The sequence below is a fragment of the Robiginitalea biformata HTCC2501 genome (genome assembly GCF_000024125.1).
GTDB classification, from domain to species: Bacteria; Bacteroidota; Bacteroidia; order Flavobacteriales; family Flavobacteriaceae; genus Robiginitalea; species Robiginitalea biformata.
In genome coordinates, this window is the sequence record NC_013222.1 from 2671372 (window position 1) to 2690531 (window position 19160).

General features: G+C 55.0%; 17 protein-coding genes. 13 read left to right on the plus strand and 4 right to left on the minus strand.

The genetic code is table 11. The annotated features are described in order from the left end of the window. Positions 1-36: 36 nt before the first annotated feature. Together RB2501_RS11850 and RB2501_RS11855 are read left to right on the plus strand one after the other, a co-directional pair. Positions 37-363: a YbaB/EbfC family nucleoid-associated protein gene (locus tag RB2501_RS11850; protein WP_015755073.1), complete on the plus strand. Its 327-nt coding sequence runs from the start codon at positions 37-39 to the stop codon at positions 361-363. A 44-nt stretch (positions 364-407) separates the two neighbouring features. Further along, a complete protein-coding gene (locus tag RB2501_RS11855) occupies positions 408-719 on the plus strand; it encodes a YegP family protein (RefSeq protein ID WP_015755074.1) in 312 nt (103 codons plus the stop codon). Between the two features lie 105 nt (positions 720-824). Here RB2501_RS11855 and RB2501_RS11860 read toward each other — a convergent pair whose 3' ends face one another. Further along, a complete protein-coding gene (locus RB2501_RS11860; protein WP_015755075.1) occupies positions 825-1853 on the minus strand; it encodes a threonine aldolase family protein in 1029 nt (342 codons plus the stop codon). Further along, a complete protein-coding gene (locus RB2501_RS11865) occupies positions 1844-4264 on the minus strand; it encodes a zinc-dependent metalloprotease (protein ID WP_015755076.1) in 2421 nt (806 codons plus the stop codon). The genes RB2501_RS11860 and RB2501_RS11865 overlap by 10 nt, the downstream gene beginning before the upstream one ends. 190 nt (positions 4265-4454) lie before the next feature. On the opposite strand from RB2501_RS11865, the gene RB2501_RS11870 reads away from it, so the two are divergent. The 7 genes from RB2501_RS11870 (at position 4455) to RB2501_RS11900 (ending at position 12350) form a co-directional block, all read left to right on the plus strand. Continuing rightward, positions 4455-5918 carry a circularly permuted type 2 ATP-grasp protein gene (locus RB2501_RS11870; RefSeq protein WP_015755078.1) on the plus strand — a complete coding sequence of 488 codons (1464 nt, stop codon included), beginning with the start codon at positions 4455-4457 and terminating at the stop codon, positions 5916-5918. A gap of 4 nt (positions 5919-5922) precedes the next feature. Continuing rightward, positions 5923-6867, plus strand: a complete 945-nt coding sequence (locus tag RB2501_RS11875; RefSeq protein WP_041327226.1) for an alpha-E domain-containing protein — start codon at positions 5923-5925, stop codon at positions 6865-6867. Between the two features lie 42 nt (positions 6868-6909). Continuing rightward, positions 6910-7758 carry a transglutaminase-like domain-containing protein gene (locus tag RB2501_RS11880; RefSeq protein WP_015755080.1) on the plus strand — a complete coding sequence of 283 codons (849 nt, stop codon included), beginning with the start codon at positions 6910-6912 and terminating at the stop codon, positions 7756-7758. 68 nt (positions 7759-7826) lie between these two features. Further along, positions 7827-8919, plus strand: a protein-coding gene (gene prfB, locus RB2501_RS11885; RefSeq protein ID WP_238528070.1) for a peptide chain release factor 2 whose coding sequence is annotated in 2 segments (ribosomal slippage) — positions 7827-7883 and positions 7885-8919 — 1092 coding nt in all. Because the reading frame shifts where the segments join, the coding sequence is not laid out codon by codon here. A 30-nt stretch (positions 8920-8949) separates the two neighbouring features. Continuing rightward, entirely contained in the window at positions 8950-9297 is a 348-nt protein-coding gene (arsC, locus tag RB2501_RS11890) for an arsenate reductase (glutaredoxin) (protein WP_015755082.1), read from the plus strand. Positions 9298-9392: 95 nt separating this feature from the next. Beyond that, a complete protein-coding gene (locus RB2501_RS11895) occupies positions 9393-9848 on the plus strand; it encodes a hypothetical protein (protein ID WP_015755083.1) in 456 nt (151 codons plus the stop codon). Between the two features lie 6 nt (positions 9849-9854). Continuing rightward, positions 9855-12350 carry a TonB-dependent receptor domain-containing protein gene (locus tag RB2501_RS11900; protein WP_015755084.1) on the plus strand — a complete coding sequence of 832 codons (2496 nt, stop codon included), beginning with the start codon at positions 9855-9857 and terminating at the stop codon, positions 12348-12350. Positions 12351-12549: 199 nt separating this feature from the next. On the opposite strand, the gene RB2501_RS16285 is transcribed toward RB2501_RS11900, so the two are convergent. Then, a complete protein-coding gene (locus tag RB2501_RS16285; RefSeq protein WP_015755085.1) occupies positions 12550-12726 on the minus strand; it encodes a hypothetical protein in 177 nt (58 codons plus the stop codon). 138 nt (positions 12727-12864) lie between these two features. Between RB2501_RS16285 and fumC the strand changes: the two genes are divergently transcribed. Further along, complete coding sequence (gene fumC / locus RB2501_RS11910) at positions 12865-14265, plus strand: class II fumarate hydratase (protein ID WP_015755086.1); 1401 nt, start codon at positions 12865-12867, stop codon at positions 14263-14265. Positions 14266-14353: 88 nt separating this feature from the next. On the opposite strand, the gene RB2501_RS11915 is transcribed toward fumC, so the two are convergent. After that, positions 14354-15241 carry a hypothetical protein gene (locus RB2501_RS11915; protein ID WP_015755087.1) on the minus strand — a complete coding sequence of 296 codons (888 nt, stop codon included), beginning with the start codon at positions 15239-15241 and terminating at the stop codon, positions 14354-14356. Positions 15242-15403: 162 nt separating this feature from the next. On the opposite strand from RB2501_RS11915, the gene RB2501_RS11920 reads away from it, so the two are divergent. The 3 genes from RB2501_RS11920 (at position 15404) to RB2501_RS11930 (ending at position 19150) form a co-directional block, all read left to right on the plus strand. Then, a complete protein-coding gene (locus RB2501_RS11920; protein ID WP_015755089.1) occupies positions 15404-16240 on the plus strand; it encodes an MBL fold metallo-hydrolase in 837 nt (278 codons plus the stop codon). A 124-nt stretch (positions 16241-16364) separates the two neighbouring features. Further along, on the plus strand, positions 16365-17759 hold the full coding sequence (locus tag RB2501_RS11925) for a M16 family metallopeptidase (RefSeq protein WP_015755090.1): 1395 nt from the start codon (positions 16365-16367) through the stop codon (positions 17757-17759). Positions 17760-17761: 2 nt separating this feature from the next. After that, complete coding sequence (locus RB2501_RS11930) at positions 17762-19150, plus strand: M16 family metallopeptidase (protein ID WP_015755091.1); 1389 nt, start codon at positions 17762-17764, stop codon at positions 19148-19150. Positions 19151-19160 lie beyond the last annotated feature (10 nt).

The following is a 19160-nucleotide window of genomic DNA, read 5'->3' on the forward strand; positions in this document are numbered from 1 at the left end:
ATTTTCGCCTGAGAGAAACCCAAAAAACGCGAAGATATGTTCGGAGACCTGATGGGGATGATGGGGAAACTCAAGGAATCCCAGGAAAAAGTAAAAGCCACCCGTGAACGACTCAAAACGGTCACCCTCCGCGAATCCAGCCCGGACGGACTGCTGGAAGTAACCGTTTCGGCATCCCGGGAGATCAGGGATATTCAAATTTCGGGGGAATTATTGGGTGACAAGGAACAATTGACCGACTACCTGGTGACTGTTGTAAACCGGGCAATGCAAAAAGCCGGGGAAATCCACGACGCCGAATTGTCGGCTGCGGCCAAAGAAGGGATGCCGGACATCCCGGGGCTGGACAATTTCCTGAAATAGGTATGCCGGAAATTCCGTATCTTGATAATGCCTAACACCCAGAGATGCTCGAATACCTGAATGAAGGCGAAAGCGGTTGCCGGTTTGTGGTGAAAAGCGCCCAGGGCCACCCGCTATTGGAAAGCGTTTCCTTCCCGAACCGGGAGGATGCCCGTGAACAGGTGCGTCTCCTCCAGCCAACGCTGCGCGACCCGGCCATTTTTGAACGGCGGACGGATCACCGGGGCCGGTTTCAGTTCACCCTGCGCTCCCCCGGGGGGCAGGTCCTCGGGCACAGCCAATTCTACCAGTCCGAAGCGGGCATGGAGAACGGGATTGCCAATATTCGCCAGCAACTGGGTTCGCTGGAACTCTGACAGAGACCTGTGAATCACCGGCCGGTACCCATTGGCACAGCCGGAACTACCCCCTCCGCACAGCGGGAACTGCCCCATTGGCGGGTTACCCGTGCGAATTTCCGGTTAAAGCTGTATCCCTGAAAGTACTTCCAGTACGCGCATATGCATCGCATCTGTGTAATCCAGGTGGGTGACCATCCGGAGCTTGCCCTGCCCCATGCCGATCAGGCGGATACCGGATTCCTCCATGACTCTCATGAATTCCGATTCGGATACCCGGGGCGTATCGAGTTCAAAGATGACAATATTCGTTTCAACCGGGGCCACGTACCGGACAAATGGCTGCGAATCAAGCACCTCGCCGATCTGGGAAGCCCTTTGGTGGTCTTCCCGCAGCCGGTCGATATGGTGGTCCATGGCGTAAATGGCAGCCGCCGCCAGATAACCGGCCTGCCGCATGCCCCCCCCGAGTACCTTCCGGATTCGCAGGGCTTCCTGCATGGCCTCCCCGGACCCCACAAGCAGGGAGCCCACCGGGCATCCCAGTCCTTTGCTCATGCAAACGCTGATGGTATCAAAGGTTTTGCCGTAAAAGGCTGCATCCCCTGCCCCGTTGGCCAGTGCATTCCAAAGCCGGGCTCCATCCAAATGCAGGGCCAGCTGGTTACTTTCGCATACCTTCCGGATCTTTTCGATTTCCCCGGTATCCCAGCAGGCCCCTCCCCCCTTGTTGGTCGTGTTTTCCAGGCACACCAGGCGGGTTCTCGGACTGTGATAGAAATCCGGCGGGTTGATGGCAGCTGCCACCTGATCGGCCCGCATCATCCCCCGGTCGCCGTCCACGAGTTTGCAGGACACACCGCTGTTAAAACTCACGCCCCCTCCTTCGTAGTTGTATACATGGGCGAATTTATCGCAGATAAGCTGGTCCCCGGGCTGCGTATGCAGCTTGATGGCCGTTTGGTTGGCCATGGTGCCGCTTGGGAAAAACAAGGCTGCCTCCCTGCCGAAATAGGCTGCAACCTTTTCTTCCAGTGCCGACACCGTAGGGTCTTCCTTAAAAACATCATCCCCTACCTCGGCCTGCATCATCGCTTCCAGCATGCCGGGCGTGGGCCGCGTCACCGTATCGCTGATCAGGTTTATTTCCAAGAGACCGGGATTTCGTCCGTACAGCCGGAGCCTATGGGTGAGCCGTCCGGTATTTTGGGTGCATCCGGGACCTTAACAAGCTCAGGGTGCTCCCGGAAACGGTCTATACGCCTCACGATTTCCCGGGCCATATCCGAATCCCCGGCCCGCAGCATCTGTCCGCGGATCGCGTCCAGGGCACCCTGGGCTATTCCGTTAACCTGCGGGTGTACCCCTGGATTTTTGGCAAGTGCCATCAGGTGTTCCAGGGTCCGGAACCCGACTACCTCGCGGATGGACTTCTGGTAATCCCCGGATGTGCGGGTTTCGAAGGCCGTATCCAGCAGGGGCTCCAGCACATCTTCCAGGCCGGGAAGGGACGAATCCAGAGCGTGCTGGTGTACCAGGCGTGAAGCTCGTTGAGGGTGCAATAAAAACCCGAGGGTCATATCCGCCGAAGTTTCCGCTGCCCCCAGGGCATCAAAGGACGGCCCGGTCCGCCCTTTGAAGGACTCCCTGCCGGCCCGATACCCCATGGCCCGGGGCGGGAACCATTGGAGGATGTTTTGCGGGATTGCCAGCTCTTCGGGTTCCAGGGTCCTGAGGAGGGCCTCCAGGGCCGCCTCCTGCTGCCTGGCGTCTACCGGGGACCAGGCGGCGGATTCCTGACCGCGCACGGCGTAGTTGTAGTCGAGACCCCCGATCAGTTTGCTTACGGCCTCCGTTTGATAGCGATGGAAAAAATACAGGGGCACAAATACGTCTTCCAGGACGCTCAGGGGTTCCCCCGTGCGGATATTCGCCGGGGAGAACTGCTCCATGGCCTTGCGCCGAACCCGCAGCACGCGTTCGAGCTCTTCTGAAGCGTTTGCCCCATTATCCCAAAGATGTGCATAGGCGTGCGCCCCGCCGGCCGGGCGGGCATCCTGATCTGAAATATAGCGCAGGCCGTTGGCTTCAGCCTCCCTGAGCAGTTCAGACAGGGCCTCCCGCTCATCGGTGCCTTCGGGGAAATCCGAGTAGGCATACGCCACTGTTACTTTGTCCCACTCCCCGATTCCCGTATCGTAGGCTTGTGAAAAATCGATCTTACCATTATCCAGCCGCACATAAGGATGCGGGTAATCCATGACTGAGGCGCGGTTGTTGGTGCTTGCGGCAAAATTATGGGCAAAGCCCAGCGTATGGCCGATTTCGTGGGCGGACAATTGCCGGATTCGGGCCAGTGCCAGTTCGAGCATGGGCGATGTGTTTTCGTCCGAATTGGCAAACGGGCCGTCGGTCAGCGCCTGGGCGATCATAAAATCCTGGCGGATGCGCAGGCTGCCAAGGCTTACGTGCCCCTTGATGATTTCCCCGGTCCTCGGGTCGGCTACACTACTTCCGTAACTCCACCCCCGGGTAGACCGGTGGACCCATTGGATGACGTTGTAGCGCACATCCAGGGGGTCTGCGTCGTCCGGCAGCATTTTAACCTGAAAAGCATTCGTATAACCAATGGCCTCAAAGGCCTGGTTCCACCAGCGGCCGCCTTCCAGCAGGGCAGACCGGACGGGTTCCGGCGTCCCGTTATCCAGGTAGTAGACAATCGGCTCAACCGCCTCGCTGCGCTCGGCAGAAGGATCTTTTTTCTCCAGCCGGTGTCTCGGGATGTACCGCTTGACAATCGGTTGTTCCACCGGGGTGGCGTAGTCGTAATAACTAAAGGGGTACACCCCGCTCCGCGGATCAAAGGCGCGCTTTTCGAAGCCCGGGTCCGGCAACTTGATCATGGAGTGGTGCTGGGCCACGGTTACCAATTTCGGGTTGGGGGCCACCGAACGGATATAATTGCCTTTGGGATCTCCTTTGAAAGTGAGCAACACATCGAGTTCAATGTTTTCCGGAAAGGCCCGGGTGCGCTCCAGGTTTACCGCACTTTTACTGGTATCCAGGCTGTAGCTGCCCTGATTGGTCCGTTTGAGTCGGTCGGAAACACCGTGCATATCCTGCATCAGGAAAGGGGTCAATTCCACGATATGCCGTTCCCCGATCGTCTCCACTATCGGGAAGCCAAAGAGTACGGAACGGGCAAAAGCCTGTTCCACCGATTTGCGTTCGAGTTCATTGTCCGTGATGGCCCGGTATTCCAGGTTGGGCTGGATGAGCAGGAGCTTGTTTCCCGCCTTCCGGAAGAAAACCACCTGCTCGTTCCCCAGCTGCCCGCGGTCCAGGCCGATATCGTTGCTGCCAATTCCGCTGCTCAGGGAATAGACATAGAGGAATTCTGTTTCCAGTTTGTCGACCTCCAGGTATACCTTGCCTTCGGAGTCGTCGTAGTAGAAATCAAAATATCCTTCGAATTTTTGATACTCCGCACTTTTTTCCTGAAACTGGCCGGGCACTAGCAGCGGGCTCAGCATAAGCACGACCAGGAATATTCGGTTTTTCATCTTGTGTTATTTGCGCCACAATGTAGCCAAAAATGCAGGGAATCGAAATACGGATGTCGCAAAAATACCGCCGGAAATACATGGATTTCGTTCCGGGATGGGTGCGAAAAACGATACGATGCAAAAATTCCCGCTGCCCTTGCCTGTTCCCCATAAAAAGGCGGTATATTAAAAGAAAATCTTCCAATTTATGGCAGGGGACGGCAAAAACATCTTTACCGCATATCACCGGGATCCCAAACTCTTCGACGAATTGTACGACCGGGAAGGAAATGTGACTGCCGTTTACAAAAAATTATTCAAGCTTTACGGGAAGCATTCCATCGCGGATTATTTTGAGCTCAACAAAAAGGCCAAGGCCTCTTTTTTCAACCAGGGGATCACATTCCGCGTCTACAGCGAGGACAAAACCAATGAGAAGATCTTCCCCTTTGACCTGTTCCCCAGGATCATCGGTGCGGAAGAATGGGACCATATTGAGCGGGGTGCGAAACAACGCTGCCTGGCCCTGAACAAATTTCTCTGGGATCTCTACCACGAACAGCAAATACTCAAGGACGGGGTGGTTCCCCTGGACCTGGTGACGACCTCGGAGAATTTCCTGGACCAGATGATCGGCGTGGACCCGCCCGGGGGCATTTACACGCATATTTCCGGAACGGATATCATCCGGCACAACGACGGCCAGTTTTACGTGCTGGAGGACAATATCCGCTGCCCGTCCGGGGTGAGCTACGTTCTGAGTAATCGGACGGCTTTGAAAAGAGCGCTTTTCGGGGTATTCAACCACTACGATGCCCATACGGTAACCAATTACGCGGAAAACCTGCTGGAACTGCTGGAAACGGTCAAACCCGGGGGAGTGGATATCCCGAACACGGTGGTGCTCACCCCGGGCATGTTTAATTCGGCCTTTTACGAACACAGCTATCTGGCCAAGACAATGGGCGTGGAACTCGTAGAGGGACGCGACCTGTTCGTCGAAAACGATTTTGTCTATATGAAGACCATTGCCGGCCCGGAGAAAGTCGATGTCATCTACCGCCGCATCGACGATGCCTTCCTGGACCCCCTGGAGTTCCGCAAAGATTCCTCCCTGGGCGTCCCCGGCCTGTTTGCCGCATACAAAAAGGGGAACGTGACAATCGCCAATGCCCCGGGTACCGGTGTGGCGGACGACAAGGCCGTCTATACCTACATGCCGGATATTATTCGGTATTACCTGGGGGAAGACCCGATTCTGAACAATGTCAAAACGTACCATTGCAGCCGAAAGGAGGAATTGGAATACGTCCTGGAAAACATCCGGGAACTCGTAATCAAGCCCGTCGATGAAGCGGGCGGGTACGGGATCTCTATCGGGAATACCCTGACCGATGAGCAGGTAGAGAAGGTGCGCCGGGAAGTGCGGGAATCCCCCCGGAAATACGTGGCCCAGCCCATCCTGTCCCTTTCGGTCCACCCAACCTATATCGAGGAATCCCAGTCGTTTGAACAGCGGCATATCGACCTGAGGACCTTCACCGTCATGGGGCCGGAGCGAAGTTTCGTGCTCAAAGGAGGTCTTACGCGCGTGGCGCTCAAAAAAGGAAATCTGATTGTAAATTCATCCCAGGGCGGCGGGTCCAAGGACACCTGGGTACTTAAAAACTGATCATATGCTGGCGAGAGTTGCAGACAACCTATTCTGGATGGGTCGGTATATCGAACGGGCCGAACATACGGCGCGGTACCTGAATGTGAATTACTTCTCCTCCCTGGACGCACCCAACAGTACTTCCCAGTCGCGTGACTTTGTGATGCGCTCCATGCTGTACATGGTGGGCGAACCCGCCACCGACGATATGAATATCGACGAGGACCGCGTACTGACCCGTATTGGCATGGACCGGGAATTTGGCCCCTCGGTCATTAACTCCATTTGTTACGCGCGGGAAAATGCGCACTCGGCCCGGGATCTGATCTCAACCGAACTCTATGAATCGATCAATAAATTCTACCATTTTGCAGAGAACTACCCGGTTAAAAAGTTTGTAAAAACGGGATTGTACGAGTTTACCTCCCAGGTGACGGAAATGACGGCTGTACTCCGGGGCAAGATCCGGGGTACCCTCCTGCACGACAGCATCTACGCGATCATCATGATGGGGGTAAACCTGGAGCGGGCCCTGCAAATTACCCGGATTATCAACGCCAAATACAACGATGCCAAGATGTCCCCGGGAAGCTATGGCGACCGGTTCCGCAACAGTTACGAATGGACCACGCTGCTCAAATGCGCCGAATCCTACGATATGATGCGACGCTATTACAAAAAAACCCCAAACAGCCTGTGTACCCTTGAATTCCTGATACTGAATTCCAAATGTCCGAGGTCCGTTATGAACAGCCTGAACCAGGTTTACCGGCACGTCTGCACCCTGGATCCTTTAAAGTCCCGCGACAAGGACTCCACCGCATTTTTGGTGGGGAAAGTCCGGGCAGAGTACCAGTTCAAGCGGGTTGAAGACATCGAAGGCAATATCCAGCAATTTATCGAGGATATCCTCAGCGATTTATCCGCTATTGGCGCCCGGATGGAAAAAGAGTTTTTCCATTACTGATATTCCGAATTTTAAAATACCTTCAAACCCTTATCTGAGCGAATGGCTGAGACATACACCATACGGTATACAGCCGAAAATCGATACGACCACCCGGTGGTTGAAGCGAGCTGGCAGTTCCTGATCGTCCCGCTGGAGAATGCCTCCCAAAGCCTGGGTCGCGTCTTTTTTTCCAATAGCCGGGGGGCTAACTGGGAATTCTCCCAAAATGGGTTTGGATTTACCACCATCCGGGTTCGAAACCGGCACGAACTGACAGATATAGCTTTCGAAGCCGAATTCGAGGTGCTGAAGCAACCCGACAACCCCTTTGATTTTGACCCGTCTGCAGTGCCCGACTACCGACCCGGGGATTTCCGGGAACTTTCCTTCCGCCTGGAGCACCAGATGTTTCTAAAACCCAGCCCGCTGACCCTGCTCCCGGACTCAAAGGATTGTTTCCGTTTCGACACCGGGGTCAATTGCATGGAAAATCTCACCCGGTTAAACGCCTGGGTGTACGAAGACCTGGACTATATGCCCGGGGAAACGGGGGTGGACACCCCGCTTTCGGATATCCTCGATAATCGCAAAGGGGTTTGCCAGGATTTTGCGCATTTGTTTGTTGCCATTGCCCGGGAGCACGGGTTGCCCGCGCGTTACGTTTCGGGCTACCTCCATCAGGGGATGGGGTATGTGGGCGATGCCCAAATGCACGCCTGGGCGGAGGCCTTCGTACCGGGGATCGGTTGGAAGGGCTTTGACCCGACCAATAACCTCCTGGCAGCTTCGGACCACATCAAAGTGGCCCACGGGAGGGATTATTCGGATTGCGCCCCGATCAAAGGCGTGGTATTCGGGCCGGGTGGGAATAGCAGCAACCATCAGGTGGCCGTGAGCAGCCAGCAGTAAATCTGCCGGCCTGCCATGCCCCGCAATTCGCAAAAACAACTTACTTTTACACTCCAAATGCAGTACGAATGAAAGAGAAATTTAAGTCTCTTATGGAACGCCTTGGCGCGTTAAGGAGGTATCTTTGACATAGGTGCCAAACGCATCGAGATTCAGAACGAAGAGGAAAAAACGCTGGAACCCGGCTTCTGGGACGACCCGGTTGCCGCCCAGGGCTTCATGAAGCGCCTGGACACCCTCAAGGGTTGGGTGGAGGAATTCGAAACCGCCGAATCGCTCCTTTCCGACCTGGAGGTAATGGTGGAATTCCACGAGGCGGGTGAGGTAGCTGAAGAAGAAGTGGCACGGCACCTCAAACGAGCTACCGACGCCATTGAAAAACTCGAGTTCCGCAACATGCTTTCCGACGAAGGGGACGACCTCACCGCCGTGCTGCAAATCACTGCAGGCGCTGGTGGGACAGAAAGTTGCGACTGGGCATCCATGCTGATGCGCATGTACATGATGTGGTCCGAGAAAAACGGCTACAAAGTCCGGGAACTCAACTATCAGGAGGGCGACGTGGCCGGAATTAAAACCGTCACCCTGGAAATCGAGGGGCCGTTTGCCTTTGGCTGGCTCAAGGGCGAAAACGGCGTACATCGCCTGGTCCGAATTTCCCCTTTTGACAGCAATGCAAAACGACATACTTCATTTGCCTCGGTGTATGTCTACCCGCTCGCGGACGACAGTATCGAAATCGAGATCAACCCGGCCGATATCGAAATCACTACGGCCCGGTCCAGCGGGGCGGGGGGACAAAACGTCAACAAGGTGGAGACCAAAGTCCAACTCGTCCACAAACCTACGGGGATTCAGATTTCCTGTTCGGACTCCCGGAGCCAGCACGACAACCGGGCGACTGCCCTGAAAATGCTGAAATCCCAGCTTTACGAGATTGAACTGCGCAAGAAGCAGGAAGCCCGGGAAGCGATCGAATCGTCCAAAATGAAGATTGAATGGGGCTCGCAAATCCGCAACTACGTCATGCATCCCTATAAGCTGGTCAAGGACGTGCGTACCGGGGAGGAAACCGGAAATGTGGATGCGGTAATGGACGGGGAGATCAATGACTTCCTGAAGGCCTTTTTGATGATGACCGGGCAGGAAAATTCCGCCTGAGACCCCTGGCAACCCTAAGAAATCACCGACATGTACACAATTTATCACAACCCCCGCTGCCGGAAATCCCGGGAGGGCCTGGCCATCCTGGAAGCATCCGGGAAACCCTTTGAAATTGTCCGTTACCTGGACGACCCGCCTACCGGGGCAACCCTGCGGGAATTGCTCGACAAACTCGGTATGCCCGCCCGCTCGCTGATCCGGACCGGGGAAGCTGTTTGGAAAGCGTCTTATAAAGGGAAGGAATTGAGCGAAGAGGAATTGATCGCTGCCATGTCCGAGCACCCAAAACTCATTGAGCGGCCCATAGTTGCCAGCGAATCGAAAGCCGTCCTGGGCCGGCCGCCCGAGGCGATCAAAGATTTTCTTACTAACTGATTACCAGTTTGTTTAATCGAAATTTGGGTTTTAACAAACATTTAACCAAAAGCAGTTAAACCCTGCACCTTGTAAACTATCTAAAGAAACGACACATGAGAACGCGTGTTTTACTGACATTCCTGTTACTCGGAGGGCTGTTTGCAGCCGAAGCCCAATACGGCTACGGGGCGAATCCCTATTACGGCGGACGCCGACGCAATGTCGTCCCGCAGGCGGAAGCCCCTCCCAAAGAAGTAGCGCCCAAAACTGCCGAGGAACTGGTCTCGGAAGAAATGCCCGAAATCATCCAGGCGGTGGGACTGAACGACTTTGAAGCTGCCGTAGTTTCCTCCATCCTCACCAAATATGTGCAGAAAAGGATGGAATTGCGGATCCTGGAACTCTCCCCGGAAGCAACCCGGGAGGCGCTGGAGCGGCTGGGTATCGAACAGCGGAAGGAGCTCGAAGAGGGGCTGCCGCAGGACAAGTACCAGGCGATGATTGAACTGGAGGAAAATCGGTATAACACAAAAAAGTTCAAAAAGAAAAAACGAAAGAAGAAAACCTAGAACTTCATGAGACACTTCCTTATCCTGCTCTTTGCAGCAATTTCCCTGAACCTGCAGGCTCAACGACCCCAGGGTCCGGGAGAAAAAAGCATCACACTAACCGGTACAGTACTGGATCAGGATACAGGAAGACCCCTGGAGTACGCTACCCTCGTCCTTCAAAAAGTGGGCGAACCGTCGAATGTCACCGGCGGTATTACCGACATTGACGGGAAATTCAACGTGACAACCGAACCCGGTCGATACAACATCCGGGTGGAATACATCTCCTACCTCCCCTACACCCTGGACAACCAGCTATTGAGGCAATCCCGGGACCTCGGTGAAATTCGCATGGCGATCAACGCCCAGGAGCTGGATGCCGTGGAGGTCGTCGGGGAACGCACCACCGTGGAAGTCCGGCTGGACAAGAAAATCTACAATATCGGGAAAGACCTCACCAACAGCGGGGCCACTATCTCCGACGCCCTGAACAACGTCCCCTCGGTTACCGTAGACGTGGAAGGCGCCATCAGCCTCCGGGGAAACGAAAACGTCCGGATCCTGATCAACGGCAAGCCGTCTGCCCTGGCCGGCTTCGGCTCTACCGAGGCCCTGCAGCAATTGCCGGCCGACGCCATTGAGCGCGTTGAGGTAATCACCAGCCCCTCTGCCCGGTACGATGCAGAAGGGACTGCCGGTATCTTGAATATCGTTCTCAGGAAGGAAAAAACACTGGGTTTCAACGGCTCGGTAAATACCTATATCGGGGTGCCCGTGAATTCGGGCATAACGGCCAACGGAAATATCCGTACCGACGCTTTCAACTTGTTCAGCACGCTGGGCTACCGCTACCGGGATGCCCCGGGCAACGGGTATTTCGACAACTCCTACACCTCGGGTTCCTTTGACCGGATCATCGAGGACCGGGATATCAACCGATTGAACAGAGGGCTCAACTGGAATATCGGGATGGAATACTTCCTCAACGACCAGTCCAGCCTTACCGGGAGTTTCTTTTACCGGTTGGGGAATGACGACGACCAGACAGACAACAATACCACCCGTTTCGTCGGTTCGGAAATCGATAGCCGGACACTGCGGCAGGAACTCGAGTCCGAGGACGACCGGAGCTATCAGTGGTCGCTGAATTACACGAACAATTTTAACGATGACGGACACAAGCTTACCGCCGATGTCCAGATTGGGCGCGACCGGGAAGACGTCGCCACGGTGATTGAGGAGCGCACCACCTTCCCCCAGGATGGCCTGGTGGCCCTGGAAAATGTTGCCCAGGAGGAGAATTCAAACGAATATCTCATCCAGGCCGATTATGTCCTCCCGATGGGTGAATCCCAATTTGAGGCCGGATTTCGGTTTGACCTGGAGGAGGAGATCACCAGTTTCCGCCTCGACTCCCTGGACCGGGCCAGCGGGCAGTTCGTGGTCAACGAGTTGCTGACCAACACTTTTACCTACAATGAGGATGTCTATGCGGCCTATACCCAATACGGGAGTAAAATCGGGAAATTTTCCTTCCTGCTCGGGCTCCGGTTGGAGAATACGCGCCTGAGGGGCGAATTGGAATCGGAATTTGACCCCACCGCCCTGGAAGAGGAACTCGGGGTAGATGTGGATGTGAATTTCGACAAGAATTACCTGGGGCTCTTCCCGACGGTGAACCTGATCTATGAAATTGGGGAGAACGAGAATATTTCCCTGGGGTATAACCGCCGGATCAACCGTCCCCGGGGCTGGTTTATCAACCCGTTCCCTTCCCGGGACTCGCGTACGAACGTTTTCCAGGGAAACCCCGACCTGAACCCGGCCTTTTCGAATACTTTCGATTTAGGCTACCTGAAGCGCTGGGATAAACTGACCTTCAATACCTCCGTCTATTACCAGCGGGAAACGGATTCCTTTGAACGTATCCAGGAATCCACCGGGCAGACTACCACAGATGGGATCGACATCATCCGCTCCATCCCGATCAACCTGTCTACCAACCAGCGGTACGGGGGCGAGGCGAGTATCCTGTTTAACCCCTCCCGGAAATTCCGGATCAACTCGAGCTTCAACATCTTCCGGTTTGTGAACGAAGGCTTCTTCAACGGCGTGGATTACGGGGCTGAGAACACCAGCTGGTTTGCCCGCCTGGGATCCAAGGTCACGCTGCCTGCCGCCATCGAATGGCAGACAAATGCCTTTTATTTCGGCCCGCGCCAGAATGCCATCACGGATACCAAGGGGATTTTCTCCCTGAACCTGGCTTTTAGCAAGGATATCATTGAAGACAATGGCACGATTACCTTGAACGTCAACGATTTTTTCAACTCCAGGAAGCGCCGTTCCTTTACCGAAACCGAATTCTTTACCTCGGACAGCGAATTCCAGTGGCGGCAACGCTCCGTGACCTTTTCGTTTATCTACCGCTTCAATGAACAGAAAAAGCGGAATGCCGGCCGCGGGGGCAATGGAAACTTCGATGACGATGGGGAATTCGAAGGCGGTTCGGGTTCCTGAGCCCCGGAACTATGGCCTGTGCAACGCTTCAAGTCCGGGCGCAACACATAAAGCCCGGGCGGTGCGCCTTACGAGCGCCTTCCGGTGAACAGCCGCAAGCGCTGCCAATCACATAGAGACCAAATGCAAAAAGAGCGGGAAAACATCCCGCTCTTTTTTCGTATTTTTCTTAATTCTTGTCCGGAATCGACCCGGGATGTTATGCCTGGCGGCGACGCGCTTTCTTCGCCTCGCGCCGCTCTTTCCAGAGTTCAAGCAGGTTGCCCCCCAGCCAATAAGGTACTACAAAAGCCAGCAGGAAGATCATCAGCCAGAAACCGATGGTAACGATGGTTAAAAAGGCCAGGAAGCCGAGGTATTGGTCGAACTCAAACATATCGTTAGCTTTTCACCACAAAGATAGTGGGAATCGGACCAATCCTACAAATCAAATGCAAAAAAAACATCTCTCCCCCACCCGCGCCTCCACGGAAATTTTGGGCTGAATCCGTACCTTTGGGTAAAATACCCAAACATGGAATACCGTACAGAAAAAGACACCATGGGCACCGTGCAGGTGCCCGCCGACAAATATTGGGGCGCCCAGACCGAGCGCTCCCGGAACAACTTTAAAATCGGGCCGCCCGCGTCCATGCCGCTGGAAATCGTCTATGGCTTCGCCTACCTGAAAAAAGCGGCCGCCTACGCAAATTGCGACCTCGGGGTGCTCCCGGAGGAAAAGCGCGACCTGATCGGCCGGGTTTGCGACGAAATCCTGGAGGGAAAACACGACGACCAGTTCCCGCTGGTCATCTGGCAGACCGGTTCGGGCACCCAGAGCAACATGAACGTGAACGAGGTGATCGCCAATCGGGCCCACGAACTGGCCGGTCACACAATTGGCGAGGGGGAGAAAACGCTCCAGCCCAACGACGATGTGAACAAGTCCCAGTCGTCGAACGACACCTTCCCCACCGGGATGCACATTGCGGTTTACAAAAAACTCGTGGATGTGACCCTGCCCGGAGTCCGGGCACTGCGGGATACCCTGCAGGCTAAGTCGGAGGCGTTTATGGACGTAGTCAAGATTGGAAGGACCCACCTGATGGATGCCACCCCGCTGACCCTGGGCCAGGAGTTTTCAGGCTATGTGGCCCAGCTCAATTTTGGGATCCGGGCCCTGGAGAATACGCTGGACCACCTTTCGGAACTCGCCCTGGGAGGTACAGCCGTGGGCACCGGCCTGAACACGCCCAAAGGATACGACGTTAAAGTGGCCGGGTATATCGCCGAGTTCACTGGTTTGCCTTTCAAGACAGCGGGTAATAAGTTTGAGGCCCTGGCAGCCCACGACGCACTGGTGGAAACCCACGGCGCCCTGAAACAACTGGCGGTTTCCCTGAATAAAATCGCCAACGATATTCGCATGATGGCCTCCGGCCCGCGTTCCGGAATCGGGGAGATCATTATCCCGGCCAACGAACCCGGGAGCTCTATTATGCCCGGCAAAGTGAATCCCACCCAGTGCGAAGCGCTCACCATGGTTTGTGCCCAGGTAATGGGCAACGACGTGGCCGTCACTGTAGGCGGCACGCAGGGGCATTACGAATTAAACGTCTTCAAACCGGTAATGGCCGCAAATGTCCTGCAGTCCGCCCGGTTGATCGGGGATGCCTGCCGGAGTTTTGAAGCGCATTGTGCCTCGGGCATCGAACCCAACCGGGATACCATCGAAAAGCTCCTGAACAATTCGCTGATGCTGGTCACCGCCCTGAATACGAAAATCGGGTATTACAAGGCCGCCGAAATTGCCAATGCGGCCCATAAAAACGGGACGACCCTCAAAGAAGAGGCCGTACGCCTCGGATATGTAACCGAAGCCGAATACGACCAGTGGGTCCGGCCGGAAGATATGGTGGGCAGCCTGGACAAATAGCTGCTTATCCTTACCGGAAATCCCTATTTAACATCAAAAAGCCGCCCGGGTTGGGCGGCTTTTTTTTCGCTTAAGTGAATCGTGTGTATTACTTCAGCTCGAACTTGTTCGTGCCGAGGAGTGTTAAGCGATCGTCGTATACATTCACCATGTAGTTGCCTTCCGCGAATTCACCGGAGTAGTTGCTCACGTAGTCACATACGTCCAGCGCGCTGTTCTCGTAGTAGAAATTCGTGGCTTTCGTATAGGTGATGGTAGGGCCGTCTTCCACAGAGGTGGTATTGCTGCCTCCCATTACGTTCCCCTGGGGGTCCAGCACCTCGATGTAGAATTCCCGGTCACCGGCTTCGGCAATGACGTTGTCGGCAACGGTAAAGCAAACCTTGATCTTGTCCGTACGGCGCGCACGGGAAGTGGAAGCCAGGTTGCCGTTGTTCCGCTCGCGGACGGCGTCTACGGAGAACTGGGTCAGGTTCAGGGCAGAGCCGCGCTCAACAGCATCCGCCAGCTGCGTATTCTGAACAACCAGGGAATCGTTGAATACCGTCTGCTTCTCCAGCTCGGTAAACGTGCTGTCGCGCTGCATGGCAATCAGTGTGTTGGACTCGCGCAGGGAGTCTACCTGGCGGAGCAGCTCTTCGCGCTCCTGCTTCAGGATGGATACCTGGCGACGGTAGCGGGAAAGTGTTGACAGGTCGGCCTTCATTGCCTTAACGCTGTCGATGTATTTGGCGATATTGTCCCGGGCGGCAACCAGTTCCTCATTGGTGGCGTTGCTTTCCAGAATCGCCTTGTCGTATTCGGACTTCAGGCTGTTCAGGTCTTCTACTACCAGCTCTTTCTCCTGGGTCAGTACGGCCTCATTCTTTTTTTTCTCCTGGTAAAGGCTGACCGTGTAAATAATCGTCCCGAGCAGGATGACTCCCAACAGACCGGCAATTACCTTCAATCCATTATTGTTTTTTGTCTCTGACATAGTGATAAAAATTAATTTCTTCGTTTTTGGTTTTTTGTTTGTACCACTCTATATACGACCCAGGGCCCGGTCTTAGATTTCTCAAAAGCCTAAAATCCGTGCTTTTTTTCGCTCAGCCCCCTGAATACCGTATCTTTAAGGAAAGAAAAAATCAAGATTTTTATGAAAATAAATCAAAATACCCGGCTGCACCGCCTGATCGTACCCGCCTTGCCATTGCTCGCGGTCCTGATTCTTTTCACTGCCTGCAAGGAGGATAAGAAAGCAGATACGCCCCCGGACACTCAGGCAGAATCCGCGGAGCCCGGAACAACTGAAGCGTCCGCGGACTTACCCGTCGTACATCCTGTTTCCCATGCCACTGCCGTCCTGGAATGGGACGGTACCACCATTTATATCGACCCGGTTGGCGATGCCGCCCGCTTTACCGGTTACGACGCCCCGGACATTGTCCTGGTAACGGATATCCACGGCGACCACTTCAGTTCCGGGACCCTCGAGGCCCTGCCCCTTGAAGATGCCCGGCTGATTGTCCCGCAAGCCGTCGCCGAACAAATGCAGGATGCCCTGGCCGCCCAGGCGGAAATCCTACCGAACGGCTCTGAACTGGAGGCCTCCGGGATCCGCATCACCGCCATCCCCATGTACAACCTTCGGGAAGAGGCATTGGATTTCCATACAAAAGGGCGGGGCAACGGATACATTCTGGAGAAAAACGGTACGCGCGTGTACTTTTCAGGGGATACCGAGGACATCCCGGAAATGCGCTCCCTGAAGGGGATCGATATGGCATTTGTCTGTATGAACCTTCCCTATACGATGCCCGTGGAAAGTGCCGCCAACGCGGTTTTGGCATTTGCACCCGAACGGGTCTACCCCTACCACTACCGGGGCAACCCGGATGTCAGCGATACCGGGAAGTTTCGGGAGCTCGTGGAAGCCGGCAACCCCGAAATCGAGGTAGTCCAACTCGACTGGTACCCGGGGGAGGATTATTGAATTCGGGGCTGTTGGGCAGCCAGTCCTTAGAAATAGAATTGCCTGATGTAACAATTAATCGATTCCTACGTCTAATTCACCGGGCTCCCCGGCCCGGTACTCCAATTGAATAAATTTCCGATTTATGAAAATTTCCTTTCTGAGGCATACGCTACTGGGCCTGGGCGCCCTGCTGCTGGTTGCCTGCGCGGGTGAAACCGAAAAGCCGGCTACTGCCTCCGAATTCTCTGTGCCCGTAACCTATTACCAACTGGACAACGGCCTGAAAGTCATCCTCTCGCGGGATACCACGGCCCCGACAGTGATAGTTGCGGTCTACTACAACATTGGTTTCCGCATCGAACCAAAGGACCGGACGGGTTTTGCCCATTTATTTGAACACATGATGTTCCAGGGTTCAGAAAACCTCGGAAAAATGGAGTTTATCAAACTCGTCCAACAGAACGGCGGGGTCCTCAATGGGTCCACGCGATTCGATTTCACGAACTATTTTGAAATCGTCCCGTCCCACAAACTCGAAACCATGCTATGGGCCGAAGCCGACCGGATGCGGGGCCTGGATATTACACAGGAAAACCTGTCCAACCAGCAGGGGGTGGTGAAAAATGAAGTGAAGGTCAATGTGCTCAACCAACCCTACGGGGGGTTCCCCTGGCTCGATATGCCCCAGTATGCCAACGAAAACTGGTATAATGCCCATAACTTCTACGGCGACCTGGAGGACCTGGATGCCGCCAACCTGGAAGATGTCCAAAGTTTTTTCAATACCTACTACTCCCCCAACAATGCGGCCCTTGCCGTGGTAGGCGATTTTGAGGAGGCCGAAGCCCGTGCCTGGATTGAGCAGTATTTCGGGGACATCCCGTCGGCGGAGATTCCGCCGCAACCGGATATTTCGGAACCCCGTCAGGAGGAAGAAAAGTCTTTTGTCAAAAACGACTCCCTCGCAAACAAGCCCGCCCTGGCCGTGGCCTATCACATGCCTCAGCGCAACTCGCCGGAATATTATGCCATGGGGCTCCTGGACCAGATACTCGTGCAGGGGGACAACGGCCTGCTGGTTCAGAAACTTGAAAATGAAAAAGGCTTTACCTCCAATGTCAGCGGGGGGATCAACTATCTGGGCAATATGTTTAATTATAAAGGCCCCATGCTCTGGATGTACGACCTGACCTATGACAACGACACCAGCCAGGAAGAAGTCCTGGCAGCCATCGAAGAAGTCATGTCGGGGCTGAAGGACCGCCTGACCCAGGAAATGCTCGACCAGGCGATCGTAAAGATCCGTTCGCAGCTCTACGATAACCTGGGGGGCTCCTTTGGGCTCGGAAGGGCCGATTTGCTTTGCAGTTTCGCGCTTTTTGACGACAATCCCGGCCGGATCAACTCCCTGGAGGATGAATTCCGGAATATCGACCTGGAAACCGTCCGCAAAACCGTAGATGAGTACCTGAGGCCAGGCAACCGGACTGTTTTGGTAACCAACCCGCTCCTGGCAGCAAATGAAAAAACCGAATAACGATGAAAAATTCCCTGTTGAACCTGATTGCGCTGCTCCTGCCGTTGGTATTTCTCACCGGCCAGGAAAAACAGCAGCCCCCAAAGGGAGGAACCCCTAAAAATTTCAGCCTCCCCGAGAAAGAGACGATTGCCTTTGACAACGGCCTGGAACTGGTACTTATCCCGTACGGGTCCATCCCCAAAGCGAATATCCAGGTCTCCGTAAAGACGGGGAATATCCATGAAGGGCCCGACCAAATCTGGCTCAGCGACCTGATGGCCGACCTGATGGAAGAAGGAAGCACCTCGCGTACTGCCAGGCAGATCGCGGATGAGATGGCCGGAATGGGCGGCAACCTGAATATTGGGGTAGGCGCCCACCACACCACCCTGTCTGCTTCCGTTCTCTATGAATTTGCCCCGGACGCCATCGAAGTCCTGGCGGATGTCCTCCGGCAACCCAGCTGGCCGGAAGGGGAGCTCGATCGACTCAAGGGAGATATGAAACGCAACCTGGCGGTTCAGCTATCCCGACCCCGTTCCCAGGCCTACCGGGATTTTATGGCGAGTATTTACCCGGACCACGCCTATGGCCGGGTATTCCCGACGGAAGAGATGATCGATTCCTATACTGTTGCGGACATCCGGGCTTTTTACGAGGCCCAGGTGGGTGCCAGGCGCACCACCGTCTATGTGGCCGGGAACTTCGATGCTGAAGCAGTCAGGGCGGCCGTCCGGAATGCACTCGCGGATTGGCGTGAAGGCCCCGAAGAGTTTTATCCGGTGGCGGAAGCTGCGCCGGCTGAAGTCGTGAAGATCATTGACCGCCCCGGGGCGCCGCAGTCTACCATTTATTACGGATTACCCGTGCCGGATCCGTCCCAGGAAGACTTCCTTGCACTGGATGTCACGAATTCCATTCTCGGCGGCTCTTTTGCGTCGAGGATCACCAGCAATATCCGGGAGGACAAGGGGTACACGTACTCCCCCACGAGCATCTATGACACGAACTACAAAACGGCCCTGTGGTACGAACGGGCCGATGTAACCACGGAGCATACCGGCGCTTCAATAGCCGAAATCAAGAAAGAAATCTCCAGACTGCAGGAGGAGCCTCCCACCCCCGAGGAACTCGAAGGCATCATCAACTATGAATCCGGGATCTTCGTCCTGCAGAATTCGAGCCCATCCGGGATCATCGGCCAACTCGTATTTTTGGACACCCATGAACTGGACGAATCCTTTTTGGAGAACAAGGTGGCCAATATGCACGCGGTTACCCCGGAAAAGATCATGGAACTCACCCGGAAATACATCCGGCTGGAGAATATGACCCTGATCGTCGTGGGCGATAAGGCAAAAATCGAGAGCCAGCTACAGGAGACAGTAGAACTCCCGCTGAAACAGTAATCCCGCCAGG

Excerpts from the sequence above, each read along its gene's own strand:
- fumC (WP_015755086.1), top strand. The coding sequence starts at position 12,865 with ATGGAATACCGTACAGAAAAAGACACCATGGGCACCGTGCAGGTGCCC.
- RB2501_RS16285 (WP_015755085.1), bottom strand. The coding sequence starts at position 12,726 with ATGTTTGAGTTCGACCAATACCTCGGCTTCCTGGCCTTTTTAACCATC.
- RB2501_RS11920 (WP_015755089.1), top strand. The coding sequence starts at position 15,404 with ATGAAAATAAATCAAAATACCCGGCTGCACCGCCTGATCGTACCCGCC.
- RB2501_RS11925 (WP_015755090.1), top strand. The coding sequence starts at position 16,365 with ATGAAAATTTCCTTTCTGAGGCATACGCTACTGGGCCTGGGCGCCCTG.
- RB2501_RS11900 (WP_015755084.1), top strand. The coding sequence starts at position 9,855 with ATGAGACACTTCCTTATCCTGCTCTTTGCAGCAATTTCCCTGAACCTG.
- RB2501_RS11865 (WP_015755076.1), bottom strand. The coding sequence starts at position 4,264 with ATGAAAAACCGAATATTCCTGGTCGTGCTTATGCTGAGCCCGCTGCTA.
- RB2501_RS11875 (WP_041327226.1), top strand. The coding sequence starts at position 5,923 with ATGCTGGCGAGAGTTGCAGACAACCTATTCTGGATGGGTCGGTATATC.
- RB2501_RS11915 (WP_015755087.1), bottom strand. The coding sequence starts at position 15,241 with ATGTCAGAGACAAAAAACAATAATGGATTGAAGGTAATTGCCGGTCTG.
- RB2501_RS11850 (WP_015755073.1), top strand. The coding sequence starts at position 37 with ATGTTCGGAGACCTGATGGGGATGATGGGGAAACTCAAGGAATCCCAG.
- RB2501_RS11870 (WP_015755078.1), top strand. The coding sequence starts at position 4,455 with ATGGCAGGGGACGGCAAAAACATCTTTACCGCATATCACCGGGATCCC.
- RB2501_RS11855 (WP_015755074.1), top strand. The coding sequence starts at position 408 with ATGCTCGAATACCTGAATGAAGGCGAAAGCGGTTGCCGGTTTGTGGTG.
- RB2501_RS11895 (WP_015755083.1), top strand. The coding sequence starts at position 9,393 with ATGAGAACGCGTGTTTTACTGACATTCCTGTTACTCGGAGGGCTGTTT.
- arsC (WP_015755082.1), top strand. The coding sequence starts at position 8,950 with ATGTACACAATTTATCACAACCCCCGCTGCCGGAAATCCCGGGAGGGC.
- RB2501_RS11930 (WP_015755091.1), top strand. The coding sequence starts at position 17,762 with ATGAAAAATTCCCTGTTGAACCTGATTGCGCTGCTCCTGCCGTTGGTA.
- RB2501_RS11880 (WP_015755080.1), top strand. The coding sequence starts at position 6,910 with ATGGCTGAGACATACACCATACGGTATACAGCCGAAAATCGATACGAC.